The following is a 25545-nucleotide window of genomic DNA, read 5'->3' as shown; positions in this document are numbered from 1 at the left end:
GGTTCCCCCGGCCCGGAACCGCCCGGCACGCCCCGCGCCCTGACCGCAGGGCGCACCGGCCGCAGCGGGAGGCGGGCCGTCCACGGGGAGGCCCCTGGTGCCTGGGACGTCCGGGGCACCTTGCTCATCCGGGCGGGCAGGGCCGCCCCGGTCGCGGGCCGGTGCGCGGGGTGGCCCGCGGGCCCGTGCGCGGGGTCCGTCATGGGCCGGTGAGGGCCGCTTCGACCTCGGCGGCCGTCGGCATCGCCGGGGAGCAGGCCAGCCGGGAGGCGACGATGGCACCGGCCGCGTTGGCGTGGCGGATGGTGCGCTCCAGGTCCCAGCCGGCGAGCAGTCCGTGGCAGAGCGAGCCGCCGAACGCGTCGCCCGCGCCGAGGCCGTTGACCACCTCCACGGGCACCGGGGGCACCTCGGCCGTGGTGCCGTCGCGGTGCATCGCGAGCACACCGCGCGGCCCCTGTTTGACGACGGCGAGTTCCGCCCCCGCGTCGAGCAGCGCGCGGGCGCAGTCCTTCGGCTCCCGCAGCCCGGTGGCGATCTCGCACTCGTCGAGGTTGCCGACGGCGACGGTGGCGTGCTCCAGCGCCCGCGCGTAGTGGGGGCGCGCGGCGGCCGCGCGGGCCGCCCGCGCGGCCGGGCTCTCCGCACCGGGGTCCGCGCCGGGTGCGGGCCAGAACATCGGGCGCCAGTCGAGGTCGAAGACGGTGACCGCGCCGGCGGCCGGTCCGGGGGCCTCCGGACGCGCGTCCGCGTCCGGGTCCCGGTCCGCCTCCGGCGCCGCTTCCGGGCCCGCCGGGCGCGCGGCTTGGGTCACGGAGCGCGAGGCCGGGGCGGCGGAGTGTCCGGCCGGATCCGGGCGAGGTACCGCCCCGGACCGGGCCGCCAGGGCCGTCAGCGTCGCCGAGCGGCTCGGCTCCTCGCACAGCCCCGTGCCGGTCACCCAGAACACCCGTGCGGCCCGGATCGCGTCGAGGTCCAGTTCGGCGGCCGTGATCTCCAGATCCGGGGCCTTCGGCTGCCGGTAGAAGTAGAGCGGGAAGTGGTCCGGCGGGAAGATCTCACAGAAGGTCACCGGGGTCGGCAGCCGGGGCACGGCCGTCACCCACCGGTCGTCCACCCCGAATCCCCGCAGTGCGCGGTGGATGTACTCCCCGAACGGGTCGGCACCCGTACGGCTGATGACGGCGGTCCGCCGGCCCAGCCGGGCGGCCGCGACGGCGACGTTGGTGGGCGAGCCGCCGAGGAACTTCCCGAAGGTCTCCACCTCCGCCAGCCCCACCCCGGTCTGCAGGGGATAGAGGTCCACCCCGGTGCGCCCCATGGTGATCAGCTCATACGGGGCACCGCCCGGGCCGGGCGGTGTGCCGGTGGCCTCCGGCTCGGTGCGTTCCGGCATGGTGATCCCCTCCGCTCGGCGCGGGTCTGTCGCGGCCGCGCCCCGGGTTCGGTCCCGGCCGCGAACCGCCCCTTCTTTGTCCTGACATACTGGCCTGCCCGGCGAGGAATTGACCATACGTCCGTATGTCCGGACCTCGCATTGACACCCCCCGTGCCGGGCAGGAAGCTACCGGGCATCCCTGCCCTTCCCCTGTCCCGCCGACACGGGAGACACCGCCTTCTCCGGTCACCGGTGACCGATGAGAGGAGAGCCCGCCAGATGACCGCAGGACCTCCCGCATCCCCCGCACCCTCCCCCTCCTCTCCCGCGTCCCTGGACCGGCTCCGGATCGGCTCCGCCCCCGACTCCTGGGGCGTGTGGTTCCCCGAGGACGACCGGCAGGTGCCGTGGCACCGCTTCCTCGACGAGGTGGCGGACGCCGGCTACTCCTGGATCGAACTCGGCCCCTACGGCTATCTGCCCACCGACCCCGCCCGGTTGCGGGACGAGACCGGGCGCCGCGGCCTGCGGGTCTCCGCCGGCACCGTCTTCACCTCGCTGCACCGCGGCCCGGCCGTCTGGGACGCCACCTGGGCGCATGTCTCCCGGGTCGCCGAACTGACCCGGGCCATGGGCGCCGGGTACCTGGTGGTCATCCCGTCCTTCTGGCGGGACGACAAGACCGCCGAGATCATCGAGGACCGGGAGCTGAACGCCGCTCAGTGGCGGGACCTCACCACCGGCATGGAACGCCTGGGACGCGAGGTCCGCGACCGCTACGGCCTGGAGATCGTCGTCCATCCGCACGCCGACACCCACATCGACGGGGAGGAGAACGTCGCCCGCTTCCTCGACGCCACCGACCCCGGTCTGGTCCGGCTCTGCCTGGACACCGGGCACTACGCCTACTGCGGCGGCGACAGCGTCAAGCTCATCAAGACCTACGGGGAGCGGATCGGCTACCTCCACCTCAAGCAGGTGGACCCGGAGATCCTCGCCCATGTGGTCGCGGAGGGCGTGCCGTTCGGGCCCGCGGTGGCGCAGGGCGTGATGTGCGAGCCGCCCCGCGGCGTGCCGGCCCTCGAACCGGTGCTCGACGCCGCGCAAGGGCTCGGCATCGACCTCTTCGCCATCGTCGAGCAGGACATGTACCCCTGCGATCCGGACCGGCCGTTCCCGATCGCGGAACGCACCCGCAGATTCCTGCGGAGCTGCGGGGCGCCGTAGCCCGGTGGCCGCGGTACCGCAGCGGAGAACCCGAACGCCCAGCCCGCGCCGGCCGGACCGCACCGGCCGGACCGCGCCGACCCGGCCCGACCTGCGGAGGAGATCCATGACCGACCAGGGAACACTCGGCGTCGCCGTCATCGGCGCGGGACGCATGGGGGCCGACCACATCCGGCGGCTGGACCGGACCATCAGCGGCGCCCGGGTCGCCGCCGTCGCCGATGTCGACGCCGAGCGCGCCAAACGGCTCGCCGACGGGATCGACGGCTGCACCGCCCACACAGATCCGGCCGCGGCACTGGCCTCCGAGGGCGTCGACGCGGTGCTGATCGCCTCCCCGGGGCCGGTTCACGAGGAGCAGCTGCTGCTGGCGCTGGAGCACGGTCTGCCGGTGCTCTGCGAGAAGCCGCTCACCCCGGACGCCTCCTCCGCGCTCCGGGTCCTGCGGGCCGAGAGCGCCCTCGGCCGGCGGCGGGTGCAGGTCGGCTTCATGCGCCGTTACGACACCGAGTACGCCCGGCTCAAGGCCCTGCTCGACGCGGGCGAACTCGGCCGGCCGCGGATGCTGCACTGCCGGCACCGCAATGTCGCCAGCCCGCCCGGCTTCACCGAGCAGATGATGATCAGCGACTCGGTGGCGCACGAGATCGACGCGACCCGCTGGCTGCTGGGCCAGGAGATCACGGCGGTGACGGTGCTGCGTCCCGGCTCCGGCGGGGTGCGCGAGCCGCAGCTGGTGCTGTTCGAGACGGACGGCGGGGTGGTGGTCGATGTGGAGATCTTCGTCAACTGCGGCTTCGGCTACCAGGTGCAGTGCGAGGCCGTGTGCGAGGCCGGCAGCGCCCGGATCGGCGACGGGCACGCCATGGTGACCCAGGCGGCGGGCCGCTGGGGCGGGGAGATCGCCCAGGACTACGTGGTGCGGTTCGAGGACGCCTACGACCGCGAGGTGCAGCAGTGGGTGGACGCGACCCGCCGGGGCGAGGTCACCGGACCGAGCGTGTGGGACGGCTACGCGGTCGCCGCCGTCTGCGAGGCCGGGGTGCGGGCCCAGTCCGGAGGGGGACGGGTGCCCGTCACCCTCACCGGGCCGCCGGCCCTCTACCGCTGAGCCCCCGAGTCCGCCCGCTCCGGCTCGGCCCCACCGGCGCTGTCCTCCCCCGCACCCCCGTTCCGCTGCTCCGGGAGGGCCGTGCCCTCCCCCTCGCTCAGCCCGAAGCGGGCATGGATCCGGCGCAGCGGGCGCGGAGCCCACCAGGTGGCCTTGCCGGTGAGCCGCATGACCGCCGGGACCAGCAGCGTGCGCACCACCATGGCGTCCATCAGCACGGCCAGGGCGAGCCCGAGACCGAGCATCTTGGTGTTGGTCACCCGGGAGGCTCCGATGGCGATCATCACCACGGCGAGGATCAGCGCCGCCGCCGTGATGAGCCCACCGGTGCGGCTGAGGCCGAAGACCACCGCGCCCTGATGGTCGCCGCTGCGGTCGTACTCCTCCTTGATCCGGGAGAGCAGGAAGACGCCGTAGTCCATGGAGAGGCCGAAGGCGACACAGAACATCAGCACGGGGAGCGTGGTCTCCATGTCACCCGTCGCGGTGAAGTCCAGCAGCCCGGAGAGATGCCCGTCCTGGAAGACCCACACCAGGGCACCGAACATCGCCGTGAGGCTGAGGGCGTTGAGGACCACGGCCTGCAGCGGTATCAGCACGCTGCCGGTGAGGAGGAAGACCAGCAGCAGCGTGGTGAGCACGATGACCGCCAGCGCCCAGGGCAGCCGGTCGGCTATGGCGTCCTTGGTGTCGACGAGGACGGCGGCGGTTCCGGTGACGGAGGCGTCGAACGGGGCTTCCGCGTTCTCGGCGCGGACCTCGCGCACCAGCTCCTGGCTGGCGGCGTCCACGGCTTCGCCGCGCGGCAGCACGCTGATCTGGGCCGCACCCCCGGCGGTGCGGGCGGCCTCGGCCGGGCCGGGCTCGCGGACCCGCTCCCCTGAGACGTACTGCCCGGTGGGCCCGTCCACCCGCAGCACATCGGGCAGTCGGGATATCCGCGCGCTGTACCCGTCCAGCTCCCGGGCCGACGGTCCGCCCTCGGCCAGCACCTCCACCGCACCGCCGGGCGAGCCCGGGAAGCCCTCCCGCAGCTGGTCCTGGACGACGCGGGACTCGGCGGTGACGGGCAGCTGCCGGTCGTCGACGGTGCCGAACGTCGCCCCGGCGAAGGGGGCTCCGAGCAGCAGCAGGACGGCGGTGGTGCCGATCGCGAAGAAGGGTGCCCGGCGCATCACCAGCCGGCCGGTACGGGCCCAGCCCTCGCCGGTGTCCGGTCCGGCGGGGCGGTCCCGGCGCAGCAGCCTGCGCAGGTCCAGGGCGTTCACCCGGGGGCCGAGCAGCACCAGCGCGGCGGGCAGTACGGACAGCGCCGCCAGCGCGGCCAGCAGCACCACGGCGATGCCGGCGTAGGCGAAGGAGCGCAGGAAGTACTGCGGGAAGACCAGCATCGCGGCCAGCGAGACGGCGACGGTGAGCGCCGAGAAGAGGACCGTCCGCCCGGCGGTGCGCAGGGTCGTGCCCATGGCGGGCAGCGGCGCGGCGCCGCCGGCCAGCTCCTCGCGGAACCGCCGGACGATGAAGAGGGCGTAGTCGATGGCGAGTCCGAGGCCCAGCGCCGTGGTGAGGTTCTGCGCGAAGACGGAGACATCGGTGAACTCGGTGAGCCCGCGCAGCACCGCGTTGGTGCCCAGGATGGCGACGACGCCGATGAGCAGCGGCAGCAGGGCGGCGACGGCGCTGCCGAAGACGATGATCAGCAGCACAAGGGTGATGGGCAGGGCGATCAGCTCGGCCCGGAGCAGATCCTCCTGGACGGTGGTCTGCAGCTCGTGCTGGACGGCGGCCCGGCCGCCGATCGACACCTCGACGGGGCCGTGCTCCCCCCGGAGTGCGGGGGCGATGCGCTCCAGGGTGCGGTTCACGGCCTTCTCGTCGCCCTCGATCCGGGCGGTGATCAGGGCCTGCCGGCCGTCCTCGGCACGCAGCGCGGGTGACCGGGTGGCCCAGTAGGAGGTGACGCCGGTGACGGACCGCTCCCCTTCCAGCCGCTCGGCGAGCTCCCGGCCCTCCGCGACGACGGCCGGGTCGTCCACGGAGGCACCGCCGCCGTCGACGAGAAGGAGCAGATTGGGCCCGGAGGCGGGGAAGCGGCGGTCGAGCTCCTCGGTGGCGAAGGTGGACTCGGCGTCCGGCGCCTCGAAGCCGCCGCTGCCCATCCGGTCCGCGACGCCGCTTCCCGCGAACACGGCCAGGGCCGTGACGACGAGAGCGAGCAGCAGGGACAGTCTCGGCCGGGCCGTGACGATCCGGGTCCAGCCGCGGGCGCGGCGGTTGACAGCAGACATGGCGCAGGTGTCCCCTTCCCCCGATTGCCAATAGACTTGGCAAACACGAGCGACCGCTCGCGTTCCCTAGAATGCGAGTAGCCGCTCGCATTTGTCAACCGCCGCCAGGCGGGCGGAGAGTCCGGGGAAGAGGCGCGTGTCCGAGAAGCAGCCGACGGCACCGGGGAAGCGGCCGGGGGCGGCCGGCGGAGAGACGACCACCGGCGAGGAACCCTCCGGGAAGCAGCGGCGCGGCGGCGGCCCGTCAGGGCCCGGCGCGGAAGGGCCGCCGGCCGCCGCCCGACCGCGGCGTCGCCGCCAGGCCCGCGGGGAGCGCCGCATCGAGCAGCTCCTGGAAGCGGCCGCCCGGGTCTTCGGCGACTCGGGCTACGACGGGGCCAGCACCAACGCCATCGCCCGGGAGGCGGGCGTCTCCCCGGGCACCCTCTACCAGTTCTTCCCCAACAAGGAGGCCATCGCCGTCGAGCTCGGCGGGCGCCTGCTGGACCGGATGCGCGAGACCCACGGCCAGGTCTTCACCCCGGAGAACGCCATGCTGCCGCTGGCGGAGGCCCTGGACCGGATCGTCGACCCACTGACCGGCTTCATCTGCCACAACCCCGCCTCGCTCGCCCTCATGCACGCCCCCGGGGCGCCCGCGGCCCTCGCCGACGAGCACGCGGCGCTCGACAGCGTCTTCCGGGCCCGCACGGCCGAGCTGATCGCCCTGCGCGCCCCCGGCCTGGCCCCGGAGCAGTGCGCACGCGTGGCCATGCTGGCCTACACCTTCTTCACCTCGGGGATGGAGCTGGCCATGAGCCACGAGGGCGCGGAGCGCGAGGCGTACGTCGCCGAACTCAAGGCGGCGCTCCACCGCTACCTCGCCCCGGTCGTCGGTACGGAGGCGCCCGCCACGCGCTGAGCCTCGCGGCCTCCCGAGGGGCGCCTCCGGCGCACCGGGGCCGGATCCCCGCGCCGCCATTTCCCGTCAACTGCGGTCACCGGTCCGGCGGTACGGCCGGCCGTGTTGTCGCAGGTGGAGGCCGATTCGCACATCGGGCCACGGGGGTCTCGGTGCCCCCGCAAGCCTCGGCCTACCGCACTCCAGGGTCGTATCCAGAGGTCACCGGTCCGGGGCTGCGGCTCGGCATGCACGGCGTTCGCCGGCGGCTGCCGTGGCCGGTTCTCCCCGCCCGGGCGCGGATCTTGCCGATGCACCATCAGATCTTGTCAGTGCCCGTTGCTACCCCTTTTTCCAGGGGCCGGGTCGCGTGGGGCGGCCCGGCGAGGAGAGGGGAAGCAGATGGAGAAGGTGCCTCCGGGCCACCACCGTGTCCGCAGTTACGTACGGCGCAACCCGCGGCCTCGGGCCAAGGGGATGAGCGGCTGGACCATCGCTGGGATATTCGGCCTGATCGTCCTGTGGGGGCAGGTCTTCGGCTTCGGTGAGGCCGAGACTCCCCAGCCGACCGCGCCGAAGCCCTCGGTCTCCGCGCCGGCGGCCCCCTGATGCCCGGGCGCCGCCCCCGCCTCCGGCCACGTCACGGGCCGCGGCAGCGGTTGTTGAGGTGGCCAGGGCTGCGGAAGCCGCGGGGTGCCGGGGAGCACGCTGCGGCCGGGTTGGTCGCCCTGGCCGCGGCAGCCGTCCTCACCGACGTGGCAATCGCCGTGTGGAACACGATGCTTGACCATTGGCCCGTCGTAGCCGCCCTCGCCGCAGGCGCCTGCGCCTACGGGACCCGGCACCTGTCGCGCTCCCTGCGGGCACGGCGGGAGCGGGCGGCGCGGCTCGCGGCCCTGCGGCTCACGCTCGCGCAGATCGACGCCTTGGACGACCAGCAATTCGAGCACGCCCTGCGGGACCTGCTCATCCGGGACGGCTGGCAGGCGCGGCAGGTCGGCCGGCAGGGCGACCAGGCCGCCGACGTCATCGGCCAGGAGCGGCAGCGCGGCCGGATCGTCCTGCAGGCCAAGCACACCAGAGTCGGCGGCAAGGTGGGTGTGCAGGTGATGTACCAGGTCAAGGGAACGGCCGGTCCCGTACACCGCGCGGACCACGCCGTCGTCGTGACCAACGGTTCCCTCACTCGCGACGCCAAGGCCTGGGGCGACCGGCACCGCATCCACTGGATCGACCGCGACCGGCTGCACCGCTGGGCCGAACACGGCCTCCCACTGCATGAGTTGCTGCGCCTGCCCGGTCGAACACCGAGGCGCGGCAGGACCGACGAATCGGCGCGGCGGCCTCAGCGTGCACGGCTGGTCCCCTGACCGCGCCGCCACGAAGATCGAGCCCTCTCCGAGGATGGAGTCACCCGTACCGTGCTGAAGCTCTGCCGACGAGCAGAAACCGTCCGTCCTGGCCGTCAGCAAAACGGCCCCGCGCGGACATCGGAGGGCGTGAACCCCACGGCTCGTGGGTGGCAGGGATGGAAGGCCAGACGTCGGGAACGGCGTCAGACCGTGGCTGGCGCTGGGCGAACGAGTGGAAGATGCCTGCAGGGGCGAAGAGCCAATGAAGAAACAGAGCGCAATATGCCCGTTTCGCTACTTTCGGTGAGAATGGGCAAACCGGCGTCCCCCACCAGCGAACCCGCAGGTCGCGAACTCCGCTCCCCGCGTACGCGGGATAACCTCATGGCGATCACGCCGAGTGCCGAACCACACTGGCCGGACGACGTTCTCCGAGCTGGGCCATCAGCAGGCCATCGACCGGTTGTGCACCGATTTGACGGGCCAACTCCCTTCGAACGGGAGTGTGTACGCCAAGTCCATCAGTCTGGGCACCACACCGTTGCAGGCTCTACTCGCCATAGTTCACCGCCCAGTGGCCACGTCAGCGGCCGCGCCACGGTTGCATTGGGTACTGGCTCGTAGCGTCGACGGCACACGGCTGCCGGTGTGACTGGATGCCCCGGCGAACCTTGCAGGGTTCGCCAACTAACAGACTTGCAGTCGTGAAAGCCTTTGGTGGGGCCCAAAGGCTCCTCTACTTCCAACCGCTTTCTGTGTCGTTTTCGTGTCGTCGTCGGTCGGCATCGATGGTTCCCTGGACCCAGTCCGCAGCCCACTCATAGTCGGCTCTCAGAACTTCATCGGGCACCTCCGCTGCTGCCTGCCGGGCTCGTATCAGCGCGGCGTCGAGCTCGGGGGACTCACCGTTCCAGCCACCCCAGCGGTTGGGATGCATCCGTTCTCGTACCAACTCACGAACCGTGGAGTAACAGCCGGTCTCACGGGCACGTTCAACCACGGCGGTCGCAAGACCGGGATGGCTCAGGGCCCAGGCGTTGAGGCAGCTAAGGACGCGGCAAAGGCCACGGATTTCAGCGCTATCCAGATTGGGGATGCGGGCGGCGAACGCATCCCCTGCGGCCTCGGTCAGGTACTCGCTTACGGCGGCTTCCAGAACTCGACCCAGGCGAAGTTGTTCGTCCTCCTCGCACGTAAGTCTCTGAAGAACCCAGTCGGCAAGGTCGTCGGCTCGTCGGTCGAAGGCGGTTCCCAGATCGTCATTGTCATCGGGCAGTCGCACGTCGGCGGCGTCCCGCTCGGCAAGGTGGTCGAGGACCAGACCAGGGTGGTTCGACACAATTGCGGCCACCGTTGTCTGTACCGGATAGGACTGGTAATTGGCACGGGCGACGAGTCGAAGGACTGCCTCGGCATCTTCACGGCCGAGACCGGAACCGTAAGCGGCGCCGTCGTAGTCGCTGGCTCCTTCGATGGCGGTCGCAGCGGCATGCTCACTAATGCCTCTCGCAAGTAACACCGGTACCGCCTCGGTCGGTGTGGCCCGGAGATAAGGGCCGGCGGCGCCGAGGAAGGCATTTGCCACCTGAGGATCAGGATCTTCGCTGCCGGTGGCCCAAACGTCGGCGAGGCGACTCGCGTGGCCCCAACCGCCTCGGTCGAACGCGCGGGCGATAGCGATCTTGACCGCGGTCCGCCCGTTCAGAACGGCACCGCAAAGCCAGGATGACGCGACCTGCGGCGTATGCCGAAGCCAGGAAGCGATCAGATACGGAAGCTCCCTATCGAGGGGGCCTGGGTCAGCGTCGGCCATCTCGCAGACAAGTTCCGGAAGAAAGTTTGGTGTGCGTTCAGCGATGCGACGCCAGATCGGCCACAGGCTGAAGTGTTGCTGGGGTCGGAGGCCGAGCACGTCACGAGCAGTACTGTCCAGGAGATCGAGAATCTCCGTGGCCGTACCAAGTTCGAGGAGACGCTCGGCGAACTCATCGTCTTGGACGTCCTGCTTTGTGCGCCGAATTTGCACGCGTTTGCGTATGTGCTCGTCGCGTTCGGCCTGCCGATTCTCCTTCGTCAGCTCTGCCAGTCGACCTCCTTCGGTTGACTGCGTAGCAGCCAGTTCCTCCAGCGATGGCACATCGGTCGGGTCAACCTTGCCGAGAGCGAAGCGGTCGCCGAGGATGTCATCCGCGATGTCGTCCTCAAGCCCGGCGACGCGGTCGAGAGACGCCACTACCGTCAGGGCGGCGTGCATTACGCGAGGCGATGTTGCGTGTTCGGCGGACCAGGCCAATGCGTTGCGGACAAGGCGCCGCACGGCAGGAATGCCAGTACGTCGGCCAACCACGGCCAGTGTGGCGACGGTGGCGAGGTCATCGTCCTCCCAGGCGAGAATGACATCGCTACCGATCGGCTGACCGAAGTATCCCGATGGCTGCTTCAAGGCGTGCCCCAGCAAAGCGACGGCTGCACCGGCACGCCGCAGGTCGTTGGAGGCAGCTTGGTCGCAGAGAATACGGCGACTCTGGTCGCGCACCGTGCGCATTGCCATGGGGCTGATGCTTCGCGCTTGCATCGAAAGCGTCATCGGAGCAGATTGCGTAGCTTCCACCCGCTCCTTCACCAGTAGCGGCTTGAGCGCGAACAGCGGAGTAGCGACATCCTCACCCTGGCTGGGTTCCGTGAGCCAGGCAGCGACCCTAGCGACGATGCGCGCGGGAAACGACGGGTCCGGGAGCTTGACCAGGTTGCCGAGGTGGTCATCGAGCATCCGCTGGGCATGATCCGTGGTGGCGTGCGGCGGGCGAGGGTCGCGCTTGCGCAGGCCCCATAGGGCATCCAGGGCGGTTTCGAGCAGGCTGGGCTCGCTGACAGCTGCGCGCGCGTAAAGCTCCGGCAGCTTGCGACGCACGTCATCGGGGCCGATCGGCCGGAGCCCGAGATACTCTCGCCAAGACGATTGGTCACCATCTTCAGGCAGCGGCGTGCCGCCGCGTTCCTCATTATCGAGCCGATCCTGGAGCTTCCCCAGCATGTGCACGACCGCACGCGGTTGTGTCGTCGCCAGCGGAATGAAACAGTCTAGTTCCTCATGCAGTTGGCTGCAGGGGAGGGCGAGCACCCGCTCGTGGATTCCCGTCCAGATCGGGTCCATGACCGATGGGCCACCGCGTTTCAAGAGCCGCCAGTCGAGCTCGCCGAGCGACGTGGCCAGTCGGTGCTTGTGCTCGCCAGCGCCAAATGTCTCCCACAGGGCGACAGCGAATCTGGTGTCGAAATCGCCATAGGCGGCCTGTTCCTCTAGGACGCTATCCGCGACAACATCGGGTACCACCCGCATCAGTCCGGCCTGTGCAACGAGCACACCGTGGTCCCGCAGAGAGGTCATGATCCGGGCAAGCTCGATGACTGTCAGGTCACAGAAGTTGGCGATCTGCTGCAGAAGTTCCTGATCGTCACTGTTAACGGGGCTTATCGCGGCGTAGGTCGCCAGGACCTTTCGACTGGTAGCGCCGTTGAACCCATCCACGTCAGGTGCGAGGACAGCGCGGTATCGGTTGAGGACAGTCTGTCGCAGGCCAGCGTCGACGGCCAGCGATGCCGTGAGTTCGCCACGCTTGATGAGGTTGATGGTAATGACCGCGACGTGCGGGCTGTGTTCAGCCTGGCCGGCGAGGTACGCACGCAGCTCGAAGCGGAGACCCACCCCGTCGGTGAGCCCCTGGACTAAGCGCTCTGCGTCGGTTCTTCGTAGCTCGTCGACCGAAACGGTCTCCTGCTCCGCGGGCCTGAAGCCCGCCTGAACGGCCTGCTCACGGATTGCGCGAAGTCCGCTCGGTCGCGTCGCCAGAATGACTTGAACGTCGTCGCGGCTGCGCGCGAAGGCCAGCAGAGATGCGAGCGCCTCGGGCTCGACATGGGCGTCATCAATCACAACCACGGATGCACCGATGCGGAGTTCAGCAAGAGCTCGGTCGCTGAAGACCCGCCCGGGCGCCAAGCAAAAGATCGGAACGTGTGACTGTCGCTCCCGCAGCTCGCGGAGCGAGTCAATGAGTAGCCGCGACTTTCCACGTCCGCCTGGACCGACAACAACCACGATTGGCCGGTAGCCATCCGACTCACGGTCGGTGGAAGATCGCATCGCGGCGAGCTCGTCGGTACGACCAGCGAGGGGACCGAGGTCGTTCATCACGGCCTCCGGATTCAGCCGCACCCTCGTGAACGACTCGAACGACATAAACGCATCGTCTGGCGCTTCCACGAAAAGTCGTCGGATATCGGGGTCCCAGAACTCGTCAAGTATGTCGCGTTGGGCCTGTGCCGGCAGGTTGCGAAGCATCGCGGTCAGATCCCGGCGGTCCCACAGCCACCAACCAGGATGCTGCTGGATTTCGTTGCGAGCAGCAACCTTCGCTACATCGGCGTAGACAAGGTAGATCTCCTCGGCGCCGTCGAACGTCAGCTCATCGACGGCCTTCCGCACTTTCGCGGCCGTCAGGTCCTTGAGGTGCTTGCACTGCCAGGCGACCGGCACACCATCGTTGAACCGGCCGTAGAGGTCGATGCCGTCCTGCTTGTCACCGGGGACGCCCCAGCGAGCCACCTTTGCAACGTGCCGCACTTGCATGCCGAGGAGCGGCTGGGCCTTCAGCAGTCGCTCGACAAAATCCTCGAATCGGCGATCAGTGAGCCACGGAATCGGGAGAAGGTCGGGTGCACGGTCGCTGAGCAGCCAGCCCAACGCCGCTCCTGGCTCACACTCACCATCCGCTTCGCTCGCCATCAGTCCCTTCCCCAACCACCCGAAGGCGCCGCAGGTGGCCACGCCGAGGGGCCACGTCAAACAGGCACATTCTTGCAAGTGCCGCTGGTGTGTCCGCCATTGTTGCAAACGGGCGCCGATGCCTGGGCGCAGCTGCGCGTCGACGAGATGCCGGTAGTCACCTGGCGATCTGCCAAGCACGGCGTCGCCCTGAGCAAGAAAGGAAGCGAGGGCACTGGCCGATCGCGAGCGGACTCTTGGTGCCCAGCCTGCGGGTCGGCGCGAGCGCGCTGAACTGCTCGGTCCCACGCTCCGGGGCAGAGCCGCAGGCGCGTTGCAAAAGGGCCACGCCCCACCGTGCACCTCCGGCCCGCAGGAATCGTCCTCCAGCCTCAACCGGGGCCGGCCGCAGGTACTGTTCCAGTGGATGCAGAACAGGAGCCTGTATGCACTCTCTGTCTCAAGACCACACCGGCTCGCGGATCGCCCGGCTTCGTCGCGAGCGTCACCTGACACAGAAACAGCTCTGCGAGCTCGCCGACATCTCCTACAGCACCCTGACGAAGACCGAGCAGGGTGTGATCCCCGCCAGCCCGTACCTCGTGGGCAAGGTCGCACAGGCGCTGAGAGTCGATGTCTCCACGATCAACGGGCAGCCCTACCAGGACAGTCTGCGCGCCGACGAACTGGACGTGCTGATCCGGCCGATCCGCGAGGCCCTCGACGTGTACGACTTGGGGCCCGACCCCGAGATCCGGCCCCGGCGGCAGGAAGAACTTCACGCCGAGGCCGAGGGGCTGTGCGCCGCGGTCCGCGCAGGCAAGATCAAGAAAGCGGCGGGCGCGGTGGCCGGGCTCATCGAGGAAGCGACCACCGCGGCGCACTCCGCCCGGACCAGAGAAGGATGGCTGACGCTCGCCAGCCTCTACCGCACGTCGTACGACGTGGCGGCCAAGCTGGGCTACGCGGACCTCGCCCAGCTCTCGCTAGCCCGTCTGGACTGGGCCGCGCAGCGGGCCTCCAGCGCCGTCCTCGGAGGCATGTTCCACTACCTGCGGGCGCTCACCTACCTGCGGGAAGGCAAGTTCCGCACCGGTCAGCGTCTCGTGGACATGGGCCTGTCGACGCTTGCCCAGGCTGAGGAGACGCGCGAGCGCGGGATCGTAACCGGTCAACTGCACCTCGGTGCGGCGGTGATGGCCGGCCGGGCCAAGAACGCCGCACGAGCCACGGAGCACCTGGACGAAGCCGAACGGATCGCCGCCGAGACCGGGGAATCGGTCACGGTGCACTGGCTCGCATTCGGGCCGACGAACGTTAAAGTGCATCGCGTCTCCGTCCTCGCGGAACTCGACCAGTACGGGCGAGCTGTGAAGGAGGCCAACAGGACACACATCCCTGCGGACTGGCCGAACTCGCGCACCAGCCACCACCACGCCGAAGTCGCACGCGCTCAGTTGTGGACCGGCAGGCTCGACGACGCGTTCGCCAGCCTGCTCATGGCCCGCAAAGCGGCTCCCCAACAGGCGAAGTACCACCCGACGGTCCGCGACACCTACGCCGGACTGGAGGCGGCCCATCGGCGGCTACCGGACACCTTCCTGTCGTACGGATCCTGGCTCGGACCCGCACCCAAGTGACACCCAGCGAAGCCATAGCCCCAACTATCACCAACTCGTGATAGTTGGGGTCCAACCGCCCGGTCACCATGTCGTCACTGACCGTTCCGACATGGAGCTGAACCATGACGACGAACCCCCCGGCTCAGCCGCGCACACGCCGAGGCGCCCTGGCTGACGCCGCCGCCGAAGGACTCCCCCACACCTTGCCCGGCAACCCCCCTCGGGGGCTTAGCAACGCAGAACCACTCCCGCTGGATGCAGCCGGCGACCCCGCAGCCGCCATACAGGAACCTCCGGGCGACGCTGGCCGCGACGCCACCGGGTGACCCCCGTGTCGCTCACCGGAGCCACCCGGCACACGCCGCCGGAAACCGCCGCAAACGGGGCACTCACCCTTCGCGGCGATGGCCTGGACCTGGTCTTCCGGCAAGCCGTGGACGGCGACGTCCGCCGGTGGCCGGGCCGGGCGCGTGAAGTGGCGGCTCGGCAACTGGAGTTGTGGAAGTTGGGTGGCCTGGTGGATGACGCGCGACTTGTAGTGTCCGAGCTGATCAGCAACGCGGTGTGCCACGGCCACGGCGACACAGTGACTCTCCGGCTGACCTACCGCAGCGGCGGGGTCCGTCTCGACGTGGAGACCGGCGCTGCCGGGGACCAGCCGCGCGTGTGGGGTCCGGGGAACCTGCCCTCGCCCGTCGAGGACGACGAGAACGGCCGCGGGCTCCTCCTCGTCCAGGCTTTCGCCGACGACTGGGACATCAGCGAAGACGGCAGCCGCGTGTGGTGCACCCTCACCGCCGCCGCCACCCCCGCCGCCGAGCCGGAGTGTGAAGCCGCCGGCTGACCCCGCGTTCCTCCGCCCCAACCCGGGCCCTTGCAACTCCGCCCCAGGGCGGATTCAACCCGCCGTCCGGCCTGATCGCGCCAGCCCCCCAAAGCCGCCTCGCAGGGGCCGCGGCCCCCGTCCGGGCCGCTGCGACGCTCCCGGGCCGCTCGACCGCTTCTCCCCTGGGCGGTCGGGCGGCCCGCCCCGCCGGGTGCCGAACACACCCGCCCGCCACAGACAGGAGAAACACCCCGCATGACCCTGCACGCAGACGTTTCCGGCAGCCACCTGACGTGGCTTCTGGAGGGCTTGGCAGCACACGTACCCGGCGCCTTGACGGCGGTGCTTCTCTCCCCGGACGGGCTGGTGAAGACGTTCTCCGGCACGGACCGGGACACCGCCGCCCATCTCGCGGCCGTGGCCTGCGGCATGTACTCCCTGGCCGGCGGGGCCGGGAGGCTTCTGAACGGCGACGACCAGGTGCGGCAGATCGCCGCGGAGCTGGACACCCGGCTGGTCCTCATCTCCTCGGCCGGGAAGGACAGCCGGCTGGTCGTGGTGGCCGACACCGACGCCGACCCCGCCGTCATCGGCCACGAGATGCAGCAACTTGCCAGGAGCATCCGGGCACATGGGGACACCCCGGCCTGCCAGGACCCCGCACCAGGACCGGACGGAGCCGAGACCGACAAGCCGATACGGCGCCCGACCGCAACCACCACCGCAACAGCTCTGCCGACCTGACCGAGACCGGGACCGACACCGAGAGGAAGACCGACCATGACAATGGCGACCCCACTCATGACGAAAACCCTGGAGCTGGAGATCACCGGAAAATGCCAGCTCGCATGCGCCCACTGCTACGCCGACTCCGGCCCTTCCGGCGGGCACGGCACCATGACGGCCGACGATTGGCGATCAGTGCTCCGGCAGGCCGTCGGCATGGGAGTTCCCCACGTCCAGTTCATCGGAGGCGAGCCGACCCTTCACCCCGACTTCCCCGAGCTACTGGACTACGCACTCGCTCAGGGCCTCCGCGTCGAGGTGTTCTCCAACCTCGTGGCCGTCCGGCAGTCGCTGTGGGAGCGCCTCCGGCACCCGGCGGTGTCCCTGGCCACGTCCTACTACAGCGACACCGCCGACCAGCACGGCCAGGTCACCGGCCGCCGAGCCTCGCACCGCCGTATCCGCGACAACATCCGCAGGGCCGTGCGGCTCGGCATCCCACTCAGGGTCGGCATCATCGACACCTTCAACGGGCAGCGCGTCGAACAGGCCCACGGGGAGTTGGAAGCCCTCGGGGTCCAGCGCATCCACACCGACCGGCAGCGCGGCATCGGCCGGGCCGCCACCACCACTGCGCCCGCCGTCGGCGAACTCTGCGGCAAGTGCGGGATCGGGCGTGCCGCCATCGGCCCGCACGGGGACGTCTGGCCGTGCGTGCTCTCCCGCTTCCTGCCCCCGGCCGGTAACGTCCGGGCCACACCACTCGGGACCATTCTGGGGGGCGCCGACATGGCCGATCTGGTCGCCCGGATCCCCAAGTCCCGGACGGCAACCGAATGCAACCCGAACAGCGACGGCTCCGACTGCTCCCCGGCGGAGACGCCGGCCTGCGATCCGGCCTACGAATGAAAGAGCCGGCCATGGACTGGAGCAGGCACGCCGAACGCCTTGCCGCCGCGGTGACGCACCCGGTGTCACGATGGCGGCCCGCCGTGGCGTCCACGCCCCGCCACCTCTTCGTCCCCCGCTGGTGGCAGCCCGACGGCGACGGCTGGGAGCTGCGCGACGGCCCGGCCGACGAAGCCCGGTGGGCGTCGGCCGCCTACAGCGATGCGGGATCGCTGGTGACCCGGGTCGGACCTCTGCACGCCGACCACGCCCACCCCGGCGACCGGCCGACCGGCCTGCCGACCTCCTCCTCCACCCACCCGTCCCTGGTGGTGCGCATGCTCCGGCACGGCATGATCAGCGACGGCGCGGACCTGCTCATCGTGGGCACCGGATCCGGCTACTCCACGGCCCTGGCCTGCGCACGCCTCGGCGCAGACCGGGTGACCAGCGTCGACGTGGACGGCTACCTGGCAAAGGCCGCAACCGAACGTATGGCGTCGACCGGCCTGGCCCCGGCCGTGCGGGAGCTGGACGCCACCGGGCCGCTGCCGGGCAGCTACGACCGCATCGTCTCCATGGTCGCCGTCCGGCCCGTCCCGGCCTCGTGGCTGGCGGCGCTGCGCCCGAGCGGGCGGCTCGTCACCACCCTGGAGAACATGCCCGTCATCGTCACCGCCGACAAGAACGAGGACGGAGGCGCGGACGGCGAAGTGCAATGGGACCGGGCGGGGTTCATGCGCGCCCGCCACGGCGCCGACTATCCGCACCCGCCCGGACGCGGGCCTGGGCTCAGGCTCGGGTTCGGCGAGCAGTCCGCCGCGGCCCGCGACCAAGAGGGCGAGCACGTCGGCACCGGCCGCTATCCCGTCCTCAACGTCCGGGAGGCGTGGGACGTGTGGTCAATGCTGGAGCTGACCGCACCCGGCATCGAGCACCGCTTCCAGGAGGGGCCCGACCGGCGGCGCACCGCCTGGATGGCACACCCCGACGGCTCCTGGGCCCGGGCCACGGCCACCTGGACCGACCCCCCGGAGGTACACCAGAGCGGACCCCAGCGGCTGTGGGACGAACTGGAGCGAATCAGAACCCGCCTCAACACCGAGGGCGCCCTGCCGGTCTACGGGGCCGGAGTCCGTATCGAGCCGGACGGCACGATGCGCCTCCGGCGGGGGAAGTGGTCCGCGGTGGTGCCGTAGCCGGGGCGGGCAGAGGCCGTCCGTCGGCGGCACCGCCGTCCGCGCCCCGCGCACGCGCCCCGCGCACGCCTCCCGCCCCACCCCGTCGAGCACTTACCCCCTAGGGGTATAGTGGAGTCCGGTGGAGCGCCCGGCGGGCTTCGGCAGCGATGGCCCGGGCCGGTCTCCGCCCCGCAGATCCCTACCGAGGAGAAGACCATGAGCGCCACCACCACGTACCGGGTGACCGGAATGACCTGCGGTCACTGCGAGGGTGCGGTGACCGAGGAGCTGTCCGCGCTCGACGGCGTCAGCTCCGTCAAGGCCGTCGCCTCCACCGGCCTGGTCACCGTCGTCTCCGAGGCCCCGCTGGACGACGCCGCGGTCCGCGCCGCCGTCGACGAGGCCGGCTACGAACTGGCCGGCAGGGCCTGACCGGGCCCGGCCGCCCTTCCCGCGCCGGGCCGTGGCGCTCCGCCACCGCGGACCGCACACGGCCCGGCCCTCCCCTCCGGAGACCCTCATGACCAGTACGGCACCCCAGACCCCGGCGGAAGCCCCCGAGGAGCCCGCACAGCGGGTCGAACTCTCCATCGGCGGGATGACCTGCGCGTCCTGCGCGGCCCGGGTCGAGAAGAAGCTCAACCGGATGGACGGCGTCTCCGCCTCGGTGAACTTCGCCACCGAGAAGGCGCGGATCGACTTCGCCGGCGGCATCGCCGTCGACGACCTCATCGCCACCGTCGAGAAGACCGGCTACACCGCCGAGCGCAAGCCCGAACCACCGCCCGCGCCGGAACAGCGGGCACAGCCGCTGCCGGAGCAGCAGCCGGCCGCGGGCGCGCACCCGGCGGCTCCGTCCCCCGGCGGCCGGCCGGCCCCCGCGGGCAGCGCGGCGGACCGGCACCGCGCCGAACTCGAAGCCCTGCGCCAGCGCCTGCTCGTCTCCCTGGTCCTGTCGGTGCCGGTGGTGCTGATGGCGATGGTGCCCGCCCTCCAGTTCGACAACTGGCAGTGGCTGTCGCTCACGCTCGCCGCCCCCGTCATCGTCTGGGGCGCGCTCCCCTTCCACCGCGCCGCCTGGACGAACCTGCGGCACGGTGCCGCCACCATGGACACCCTGGTGTCGGTCGGCACCCTGGCCGCCTTCGGCTGGTCGCTCTGGGCACTGTTCCTGGGCGACGCCGGGATGCACGGGATGCGGCACGAGTTCAGCCTCGCCGTCTCCCGCGCGGACGCCTCCTCCGCCATCTATCTCGAAGTGGCCGCCGGGGTGACGACCTTCATCCTGCTCGGCCGCTATCTGGAGGCACGCTCCAAGCGCACCGCGGGCGCGGCCCTGCGGGCCCTGCTGGAGCTCGGCGCCAAGGACGTGGCCGTGCTCCACCCGGACGGCCGCGAGGAGCGGATGCCGGCGGACCGCCTCACGGTCGGCACCCGCTTCGTGGTCCGTCCCGGCGAGAAGATCGCCACCGACGGTCGGGTCGTGGAGGGCAGTTCGGCCGTGGACGCCTCCATGCTGACCGGTGAGTCGGTCCCGGTGGACGTGACGGCCGGCGACACCGTGACCGGCGCGACCGTCAACGCGGGCGGCCGGCTGGTCGTCGAGGCCACCCGCGTCGGCGCCGACACCCAGCTCGCCCGGATGGCCACGCTGGTCGAGGAGGCGCAGAGCGGCAAGGCCGAGGTGCAGCGGCTCGCCGACCGGGTCTCCGGGGTCTTCGTCCCGATCGTCATCCTGATCGCGCTCGGGACCCTGGGCGGCTGGCTGCTCGCGGGCGGCGGCGCCACCGCCGCCTTCACGGCCGCCGTCGCCGTACTGATCATCGCCTGCCCCTGCGCCCTGGGCCTGGCCACCCCGACGGCCCTCATGGTCGGTACGGGACGCGGTGCCCAGCTCGGCATCCTGATCAAGGGACCCGAGGTGCTGGAGTCCACCCGCCGGGTGGACACCGTCGTCCTCGACAAGACCGGCACGGTCACCACCGGGCGGATGACGCTGCACGAGGCCGTGCCGGCCGACGGCGTGACCGAGGAGGAACTGCTGCGCCTGGCGGGCGCGGTGGAGAACGCCTCGGAGCATCCGATCGCGCGGGCCGTGGCCTCCGGAGCCACCGAGCGGACCGGTCCGCTGCCCGCCGTGGAGGACTTCGAGAACGTCCCCGGCCTCGGGGTGCGCGGACGGGTCGGCGGCCGCACCGTGCTCGTCGGCCGGGAACCGCTGCCCGGCGACGGCGGGGACGGCGACGGGGACGGCGCGCTGCCGGCCTCCCTCGCCACCGCGATGGACGCCGCCGGGGCGGCGGGCCGCACGGCCGTCACGGTCGCCGTGGACGGCCGGCCGGCGGGGGTGCTCACGGTCGCGGACACGGTCAAGGACAGCAGCGCGCGGGCCATCACCGAACTGCGCGCCCTGGGGCTCACGCCCGTCCTGCTGACCGGCGACCACCGGGCGGTGGCCGAGGCCGTGGCGCGCGCCGTCGGCATCGACGAGGTGATCGCCGGGGTGCTGCCGCAGGACAAGGTGGCGGTCGTCCGGCGGCTCCAGGAGGAGGGCCGCACGGTCGCCATGGTCGGCGACGGGGTCAACGACGCGGCGGCGCTGGCCGCGGCGGACCTCGGGCTGGCGATGGGCACGGGCACGGACGCGGCCATCGAGGCCGCCGATCTGACCCTGGTCCGCGGGGACCCGCGGGTGGCGGCGGACGCGATCCGGCTCGCCCGCCGGACCCTCCGCACCATCAAGGGCAATCTCTTCTGGGCCTTCGGCTACAACGTGGCGGCGCTGCCGCTGGCGGCGGCCGGACTCCTCAGCCCGATGATCGCGGGGGCCGCGATGGCCTTCTCGTCCGTCTTCGTCGTCACCAACAGCCTGAGATTGCGTTCCTTCACATCATCACCAGAAGCTGCATGAGACCCTCACCCGGGGCTCAGGATCTCCTTATCGGAGCTCTTGCCCTCATTGGCCCCTTATGGCATGAGACCCAGATCACATTCTTCGGGGGTAACCATTGAGGCGGGTCGTGAGTCTAACCGTGCGATGCAACACCTCCGGCGGGGTGCGGCATCCGCCTGACGGACCCGTCTTGGGGGACGGATCCCGTCGTGTGTGGCCGGGGCGCGTGCCCGGGGAGCTTTGAGCGGCCCTCCCGTACGTGCTCGTCCCGGCAGACAGCACCGGCCCCGGCCGGACAACAGAAGACAACAGAACAAGCACGAGCCGAAGCTTCCGGCCGCGGAATTCCGCGGCGGACAGACCCCCGGCCGGATCCCGTGGGGGGAATCCGATCCGGGATTGGAGAGCGCTTCGCCGGTCGACCCGTGGGGGGATCGACCGCGGGGCGCTCTCCACCTTTTTCCGGGGCCCGTCCGTGCGTACGGGCCGGGCACCCGGGCACGGCCCGTACGCACGGACGGGGGGCCGCCCCGCGACGGCGGCGGGCGGCCCCCCGGACCTGCGACCGGTGCGACCGGGGATTCCCCGGGCCCGGGCCTGCGGCCGATGGTCAGCGGCCGGTGGTCAGCGGCGTGGTCAGCGCTTCTCCAGCGGAACGAAGTCCCGCTCGACGACACCCGTGTAGATCTGGCGCGGGCGGCCGATCCGGGAACCCGGCTCCTTGATCATCTCGTGCCACTGGGCGATCCAGCCCGGCAGCCGGCCGAGCGCGAAGAGCACGGTGAACATCTCGGTCGGGAAGCCCATGGCCCGGTAGATCAGGCCGGTGTAGAAGTCCACGTTGGGGTAGAGCTTGCGCTCGACGAAGTAGTCGTCGGCCAGCGCGTGCTCCTCCAGCTTGAGCGCGATGTCCAGCAGCTCGTCGGACTTGCCGAGGGACGCGAGCACGTCGTGCGCCGCGGCCTTGATGATCTTCGCCCGGGGGTCGAAGTTCTTGTAGACACGGTGTCCGAAGCCCATGAGCTTCACACCGTCTTCCTTGTTCTTCACCTTGCGGATGAAGGTGTCGACGTCGCCGCCGGAGTTCTTGATCCCCTCCAGCATCTCCAGCACCGACTGGTTGGCGCCCCCGTGCAGCGGGCCCCAGAGGGCGCAGATGCCGGCCGAGATCGAGGCGAACATGTTGGCCTGCGAGGAGCCGACGAGACGCACCGTCGAGGTCGAGCAGTTCTGCTCGTGGTCGGCGTGCAGGATCAGCAGCTTCTCCAGCGCGCTGACCATGACCGGGTTCTGCTCGTACTCGGCGGCCGGCACGGAGAAGGTCATCCGCAGGAAGTTCTCGACATAGCCGAGATCGTTGCTCGGGTAGACCACCGGGTGGCCGATCGACTTCTTGTACGCGTACGCGGCGATCGTGGGCAGCTTGGCCAGCAGCCGGATCGTCGAGAGATGGCGCTGCTCCGGATGGAAGGGGTTGTGGCTGTCCTGGTAGAACGTGGACAGCGCGCTCACCACGGAGGACAGCATCGCCATCGGGTGCGCGTCGCGCGGGAAGCCGTCGTAGAAGCGTTTGACGTCCTCGTGCAGCAGCGTGTGCTGGGTGACCTCGTTCTGGAAACCGGCGAGCTGGTCGCCCGTCGGGAGCTCACCGTTGATCAGCAGATACGCGGTTTCGAGGAAGGTACTGTGCTCGGCGAGCTGCTCGATCGGGTAACCGCGGTACCGCAGGATGCCCTGCTCACCGTCGAGATAGGTGATCGCCGACTGATAAGCCGCGGTGTTGCCGTAACCGCTGTCCAGGGTCACCAGACCGGTTTGGTTGCGGAGCTTCGCGATGTCGAAGCCCTTGTTGCCGACAGTGCTGTCGGCAATGGGGAACTGGTATTCGCCGTCCCCGTACCGCAGTACTACTGAGTTGTCGCTCACGTCATCCCTCACCGACGTTGTGCCTCTTCTTCGAGGTGCCCTGACTGCCTCTACCTTCCCCCATATGGCCAGAAGCCGTGCACTCGGGGTCGGCCGTCAGGCCTATTGATGGCACGGCGTGCCGCGTGCGGGCCCATCCTGCTCCTCGCGGCACGCGCGCGGAAGGCGGTGTCCACGATTCAGATCGCGCCACGGAGCCGGTGGTCCAGTGCCGTGCAGCGCCGGCCGGCCGACACGGTGCGGACCGCCTGGCCGAGCGCCCGCCGGGAGCCGACCAGGACCACCAGCCTCTTGGCCCGGGTGACCGCCGTATAGAGGAGATTGCGCTGGAGCATCATCCAGGCGCTGGTCGTCACGGGGATCACCACGGCCGGGTACTCGCTGCCCTGGGAGCGGTGGATCGTCACGGCGTAGGCGTGCGCCAGCTCGTCCAGCTCGTCGAAGTCGTAGGGGACTTCCTCCTCCTCGTCGGTGCGGACGGTGAGCCGCTGGTCGTCCTGGCTGAGCGAGGTGACCACGCCCACCGTGCCGTTGAAGACCCCGTTCTCCCCCTTCTCGTAGTTGTTGCGGATCTGGGTGACCTTGTCGCCGACCCGGAAGATCCGGCCGCCGAAGCGCCGCTCCGGCAGATCGGGGCGGGCCGGGGTGACGGCTTGCTGGAGCAGGCCGTTGAGCGCGCCCGCCCCGGCCGGGCCTCTGTGCATGGGGGTGAGCACCTGGACGTCCCGGCGCGGGTCCAGGCCGAACTTCGCGGGGATGCGGCGGGCGACCACGTCGACCGTGAGCCGGCCCGCCTCCTCCGTGTCGTCCTCGGGGAAGAGGAAGAAGTCCGGCAGGCCCTGGGTGATCGGCGGGACACCGGAGTTGATGCGGTGGGCGTTGGTCACCACCCCCGACTGCTGCGCCTGCCGGAAGATCCTCGTCAGCCGCACCGCCGGCACCGGGCTGTCCGGGGCGAGCAGATCCCGCAGCACCTCCCCCGCCCCCACCGAGGGCAGCTGGTCCACATCACCCACCATCAGCAGGTGCGCGCCCGGCGGCACCGCCTTCACCAGCTTGTTGGCCAGCAGCAGATCCAGCATCGACGCCTCGTCGACGACGACCAGATCGGCGTCCAGCGGCCGGTCCCGGTCGTAGGCCGCGTCCCCGCCCGGTTTCAGCTCCAGCAGCCGGTGCACCGTGGACGCCTCGGCGCCCGTCAGCTCCGAGAGCCGCTTCGCCGCCCGGCCCGTCGGTGCCGCCAGCACCACCTTGGCCCGCTTCGCCCGCGCCAGCTCCACCACGGACCGCACGGTGAAGGACTTGCCGCAGCCGGGGCCGCCGGTCAGCACCGCGACCTTCTCCGTCAGCGCCAGCCGCACCGCCTGCTCCTGCTCGGGGGCGAGCTGCGCCCCCGTCCGCTGCCCCAGCCAGGCCAGCGCATTCTCCCAGTCGACGCCGCGGAAGGCCGGCATCCGGTCCTCCCCGGTGCGCAGCAGCCGCAGCACCTGGCCGGCCAGGGAGATCTCGGCCCGGTGGAACGGCACCAGATAGACCGCCGACACCGGCTGCCCGTCCTCCGGGCCCGGCACGGTCTGCCGTACGACGCCCTCCTCCTCGCCCGCCAGCTCTCCCAGGCAGTCGATGACCAGCCCGGTGTCGACCTGGAGGAGCTTCACCGCGTCCGAGATGAGCTGCTCCTCGGGGAGGTAGCAGTGGCCCTGGTCGGAGGACTGCGACAGGGCGTACTGGAGCCCGGCCTTGACCCGGTCGGGGCTGTCGTGCGGTATCCCCACGGCCTGGGCGATGCGGTCGGCGGTGAGGAAACCGATGCCCCAGACATCGGCCGCGAGTCGGTAGGGCCGGCCGCGCACCACGGAGATCGAGGCGTCGCCGTACTTCTTGTAGATCCGCACGGCGATGGAGGTGGAGACGCCGACCCCCTGGAGGAAGACCATCACCTCCTTGATCGCCTTCTGCTCCTCCCAGGCCGCCCCGATCAGCTTGGTGCGCTTGGGGCCGAGCCCGGGCACCTCGATCAGACGCCCCGGTCCCTTCTCGATCACGTCGAGGGTGTCGATCCCGAAGTGGTCGACGATCCGCTCGGCGATCCGCGGCCCGATCCCCTTGATCAGCCCGGAGCCGAGATAGCGGCGGATGCCCTGGACGGTGGCGGGGAGCACGGTGGTGTAGTTCTCGACGGTGAACTGCTTGCCGTACTGCGGGTGGGAGCCCCAGCGGCCCTCCATCCGCAGCGACTCGCCCGGCTGCGCGCCGAGCAGCGAACCGACGACGGTCAGCAGATCGCCCGCGCCGCGGCCGGTGTCGACCCGGGCGACCGTGTAGCCGTTCTCCTCGTTCGCGTAGGTGATCCGCTCCAGGACCCCCTCGACCACCGACAGCTGTGCCATGCCGCGACGGTACCGCCGGCCGCCGACACCACGGGCGGCCTGTGGACAACCCGGCACGCCCCGCCGACACGCCCGGACGGGGCGGGACGGGG

17 protein-coding genes are annotated in these 25545 nt (G+C 70.9%); 12 read left to right on the top strand and 5 right to left on the bottom strand.

Annotated elements, in window-relative coordinates:
• Positions 1-199: 199 nt before the first annotated feature.
• Complete coding sequence (gene iolC, locus LIX60_RS21195) at positions 200-1396, bottom strand: 5-dehydro-2-deoxygluconokinase (RefSeq protein ID WP_227959901.1); 1197 nt, start codon at positions 1394-1396, stop codon at positions 200-202.
• 261 nt (positions 1397-1657) lie between these two features.
• Here iolC and LIX60_RS21190 point away from each other — a divergent pair, with 261 nt between their 5' ends.
• Both LIX60_RS21190 and LIX60_RS21185 read left to right on the top strand, forming a co-directional pair.
• The gene (locus tag LIX60_RS21190; RefSeq protein ID WP_227959900.1) at positions 1658-2605 is read left to right on the top strand and encodes a sugar phosphate isomerase/epimerase; all 948 of its coding nucleotides are present in this window, start codon (positions 1658-1660) and stop codon (positions 2603-2605) included.
• Between the two features lie 106 nt (positions 2606-2711).
• On the top strand, positions 2712-3716 hold the full coding sequence (locus LIX60_RS21185) for a Gfo/Idh/MocA family protein (RefSeq protein ID WP_227959899.1): 1005 nt from the start codon (positions 2712-2714) through the stop codon (positions 3714-3716).
• Here the strand turns inward: LIX60_RS21185 and LIX60_RS21180 are convergent.
• Positions 3707-6004 (bottom strand): MMPL family transporter, encoded by a 2298-nt coding sequence (locus LIX60_RS21180; protein ID WP_227959898.1) that lies wholly within the window; start codon positions 6002-6004, stop codon positions 3707-3709. The two genes, LIX60_RS21185 and LIX60_RS21180, sit on opposite strands and share 10 nt — an antisense overlap.
• 136 nt (positions 6005-6140) lie before the next feature.
• Between LIX60_RS21180 and LIX60_RS21175 the strand changes: the two genes are divergently transcribed.
• The 3 genes from LIX60_RS21175 (at position 6141) to LIX60_RS21165 (ending at position 8254) form a co-directional block, all read left to right on the top strand.
• Positions 6141-6905 carry a TetR/AcrR family transcriptional regulator gene (locus tag LIX60_RS21175; protein ID WP_227959897.1) on the top strand — a complete coding sequence of 255 codons (765 nt, stop codon included), beginning with the start codon at positions 6141-6143 and terminating at the stop codon, positions 6903-6905.
• A gap of 381 nt (positions 6906-7286) precedes the next feature.
• A complete protein-coding gene (locus LIX60_RS21170) occupies positions 7287-7493 on the top strand; it encodes a hypothetical protein (RefSeq protein ID WP_227959896.1) in 207 nt (68 codons plus the stop codon).
• A 170-nt stretch (positions 7494-7663) separates the two neighbouring features.
• On the top strand, positions 7664-8254 hold the full coding sequence (locus LIX60_RS21165) for a restriction endonuclease (RefSeq protein WP_227959895.1): 591 nt from the start codon (positions 7664-7666) through the stop codon (positions 8252-8254).
• Between the two features lie 718 nt (positions 8255-8972).
• Here LIX60_RS21165 and LIX60_RS21160 read toward each other — a convergent pair.
• The gene (locus LIX60_RS21160) at positions 8973-13022 is read right to left on the bottom strand and encodes a restriction endonuclease (protein WP_227959894.1); all 4050 of its coding nucleotides are present in this window, start codon (positions 13020-13022) and stop codon (positions 8973-8975) included.
• Positions 13023-13447: 425 nt separating this feature from the next.
• On the opposite strand from LIX60_RS21160, the gene LIX60_RS21155 reads away from it, so the two are divergent.
• From LIX60_RS21155 to LIX60_RS21125, 7 genes are all read left to right on the top strand, one after another.
• Complete coding sequence (locus tag LIX60_RS21155) at positions 13448-14641, top strand: helix-turn-helix domain-containing protein (RefSeq protein ID WP_227959893.1); 1194 nt, start codon at positions 13448-13450, stop codon at positions 14639-14641.
• Between the two features lie 313 nt (positions 14642-14954).
• The gene (locus LIX60_RS21150; protein WP_227959892.1) at positions 14955-15467 is read left to right on the top strand and encodes an ATP-binding protein; all 513 of its coding nucleotides are present in this window, start codon (positions 14955-14957) and stop codon (positions 15465-15467) included.
• A gap of 237 nt (positions 15468-15704) precedes the next feature.
• The gene (locus LIX60_RS21145) at positions 15705-16193 is read left to right on the top strand and encodes a roadblock/LC7 domain-containing protein (RefSeq protein ID WP_227959891.1); all 489 of its coding nucleotides are present in this window, start codon (positions 15705-15707) and stop codon (positions 16191-16193) included.
• Between the two features lie 57 nt (positions 16194-16250).
• Positions 16251-17084 carry a radical SAM/SPASM domain-containing protein gene (locus LIX60_RS21140; protein ID WP_227959890.1) on the top strand — a complete coding sequence of 278 codons (834 nt, stop codon included), beginning with the start codon at positions 16251-16253 and terminating at the stop codon, positions 17082-17084.
• Between the two features lie 11 nt (positions 17085-17095).
• Positions 17096-18262, top strand: coding sequence for a protein-L-isoaspartate(D-aspartate) O-methyltransferase (locus tag LIX60_RS21135; RefSeq protein WP_227959889.1), 1167 nt, complete (start codon positions 17096-17098; stop codon positions 18260-18262).
• 198 nt (positions 18263-18460) lie between these two features.
• On the top strand, positions 18461-18676 hold the full coding sequence (locus tag LIX60_RS21130; RefSeq protein ID WP_227959888.1) for a heavy-metal-associated domain-containing protein: 216 nt from the start codon (positions 18461-18463) through the stop codon (positions 18674-18676).
• Between the two features lie 88 nt (positions 18677-18764).
• On the top strand, positions 18765-21155 hold the full coding sequence (locus LIX60_RS21125) for a cation-translocating P-type ATPase (RefSeq protein ID WP_227959887.1): 2391 nt from the start codon (positions 18765-18767) through the stop codon (positions 21153-21155).
• A gap of 618 nt (positions 21156-21773) precedes the next feature.
• Here the strand turns inward: LIX60_RS21125 and LIX60_RS21120 are convergent.
• Together LIX60_RS21120 and LIX60_RS21115 are read right to left on the bottom strand one after the other, a co-directional pair.
• The gene (locus tag LIX60_RS21120) at positions 21774-23063 is read right to left on the bottom strand and encodes a citrate synthase (protein WP_030542406.1); all 1290 of its coding nucleotides are present in this window, start codon (positions 23061-23063) and stop codon (positions 21774-21776) included.
• Positions 23064-23242: 179 nt separating this feature from the next.
• Entirely contained in the window at positions 23243-25453 is a 2211-nt protein-coding gene (locus LIX60_RS21115) for an ATP-dependent RecD-like DNA helicase (RefSeq protein WP_227959886.1), read from the bottom strand.
• Positions 25454-25545 lie beyond the last annotated feature (92 nt).

Source organism: Streptomyces sp. S07_1.15 (genome assembly GCF_020739505.1).
Classification (GTDB): Bacteria; Actinomycetota; Actinomycetes; order Streptomycetales; family Streptomycetaceae; genus Streptomyces; species Streptomyces xinghaiensis.
The sequence above is the reverse complement of the archived record's forward strand: the minus strand, read 5'-3'. Positions and strand labels throughout refer to the sequence as shown.

Bases quoted from the DNA above. Each gene is read 5' to 3' on its own strand.
- iolC (WP_227959901.1), bottom strand. From the start codon at position 1,396: ATGCCGGAACGCACCGAGCCGGAGGCCACCGGCACACCGCCCGGCCCG.
- LIX60_RS21190 (WP_227959900.1), top strand. From the start codon at position 1,658: ATGACCGCAGGACCTCCCGCATCCCCCGCACCCTCCCCCTCCTCTCCC.
- LIX60_RS21185 (WP_227959899.1), top strand. From the start codon at position 2,712: ATGACCGACCAGGGAACACTCGGCGTCGCCGTCATCGGCGCGGGACGC.
- LIX60_RS21180 (WP_227959898.1), bottom strand. From the start codon at position 6,004: ATGTCTGCTGTCAACCGCCGCGCCCGCGGCTGGACCCGGATCGTCACG.
- LIX60_RS21170 (WP_227959896.1), top strand. From the start codon at position 7,287: ATGGAGAAGGTGCCTCCGGGCCACCACCGTGTCCGCAGTTACGTACGG.
- LIX60_RS21165 (WP_227959895.1), top strand. From the start codon at position 7,664: ATGCTTGACCATTGGCCCGTCGTAGCCGCCCTCGCCGCAGGCGCCTGC.
- LIX60_RS21160 (WP_227959894.1), bottom strand. From the start codon at position 13,022: ATGGCGAGCGAAGCGGATGGTGAGTGTGAGCCAGGAGCGGCGTTGGGC.
- LIX60_RS21155 (WP_227959893.1), top strand. From the start codon at position 13,448: ATGCACTCTCTGTCTCAAGACCACACCGGCTCGCGGATCGCCCGGCTT.
- LIX60_RS21145 (WP_227959891.1), top strand. From the start codon at position 15,705: ATGACCCTGCACGCAGACGTTTCCGGCAGCCACCTGACGTGGCTTCTG.
- LIX60_RS21140 (WP_227959890.1), top strand. From the start codon at position 16,251: ATGACGAAAACCCTGGAGCTGGAGATCACCGGAAAATGCCAGCTCGCA.
- LIX60_RS21135 (WP_227959889.1), top strand. From the start codon at position 17,096: ATGGACTGGAGCAGGCACGCCGAACGCCTTGCCGCCGCGGTGACGCAC.
- LIX60_RS21130 (WP_227959888.1), top strand. From the start codon at position 18,461: ATGAGCGCCACCACCACGTACCGGGTGACCGGAATGACCTGCGGTCAC.
- LIX60_RS21125 (WP_227959887.1), top strand. From the start codon at position 18,765: ATGACCAGTACGGCACCCCAGACCCCGGCGGAAGCCCCCGAGGAGCCC.
- LIX60_RS21115 (WP_227959886.1), bottom strand. From the start codon at position 25,453: ATGGCACAGCTGTCGGTGGTCGAGGGGGTCCTGGAGCGGATCACCTAC.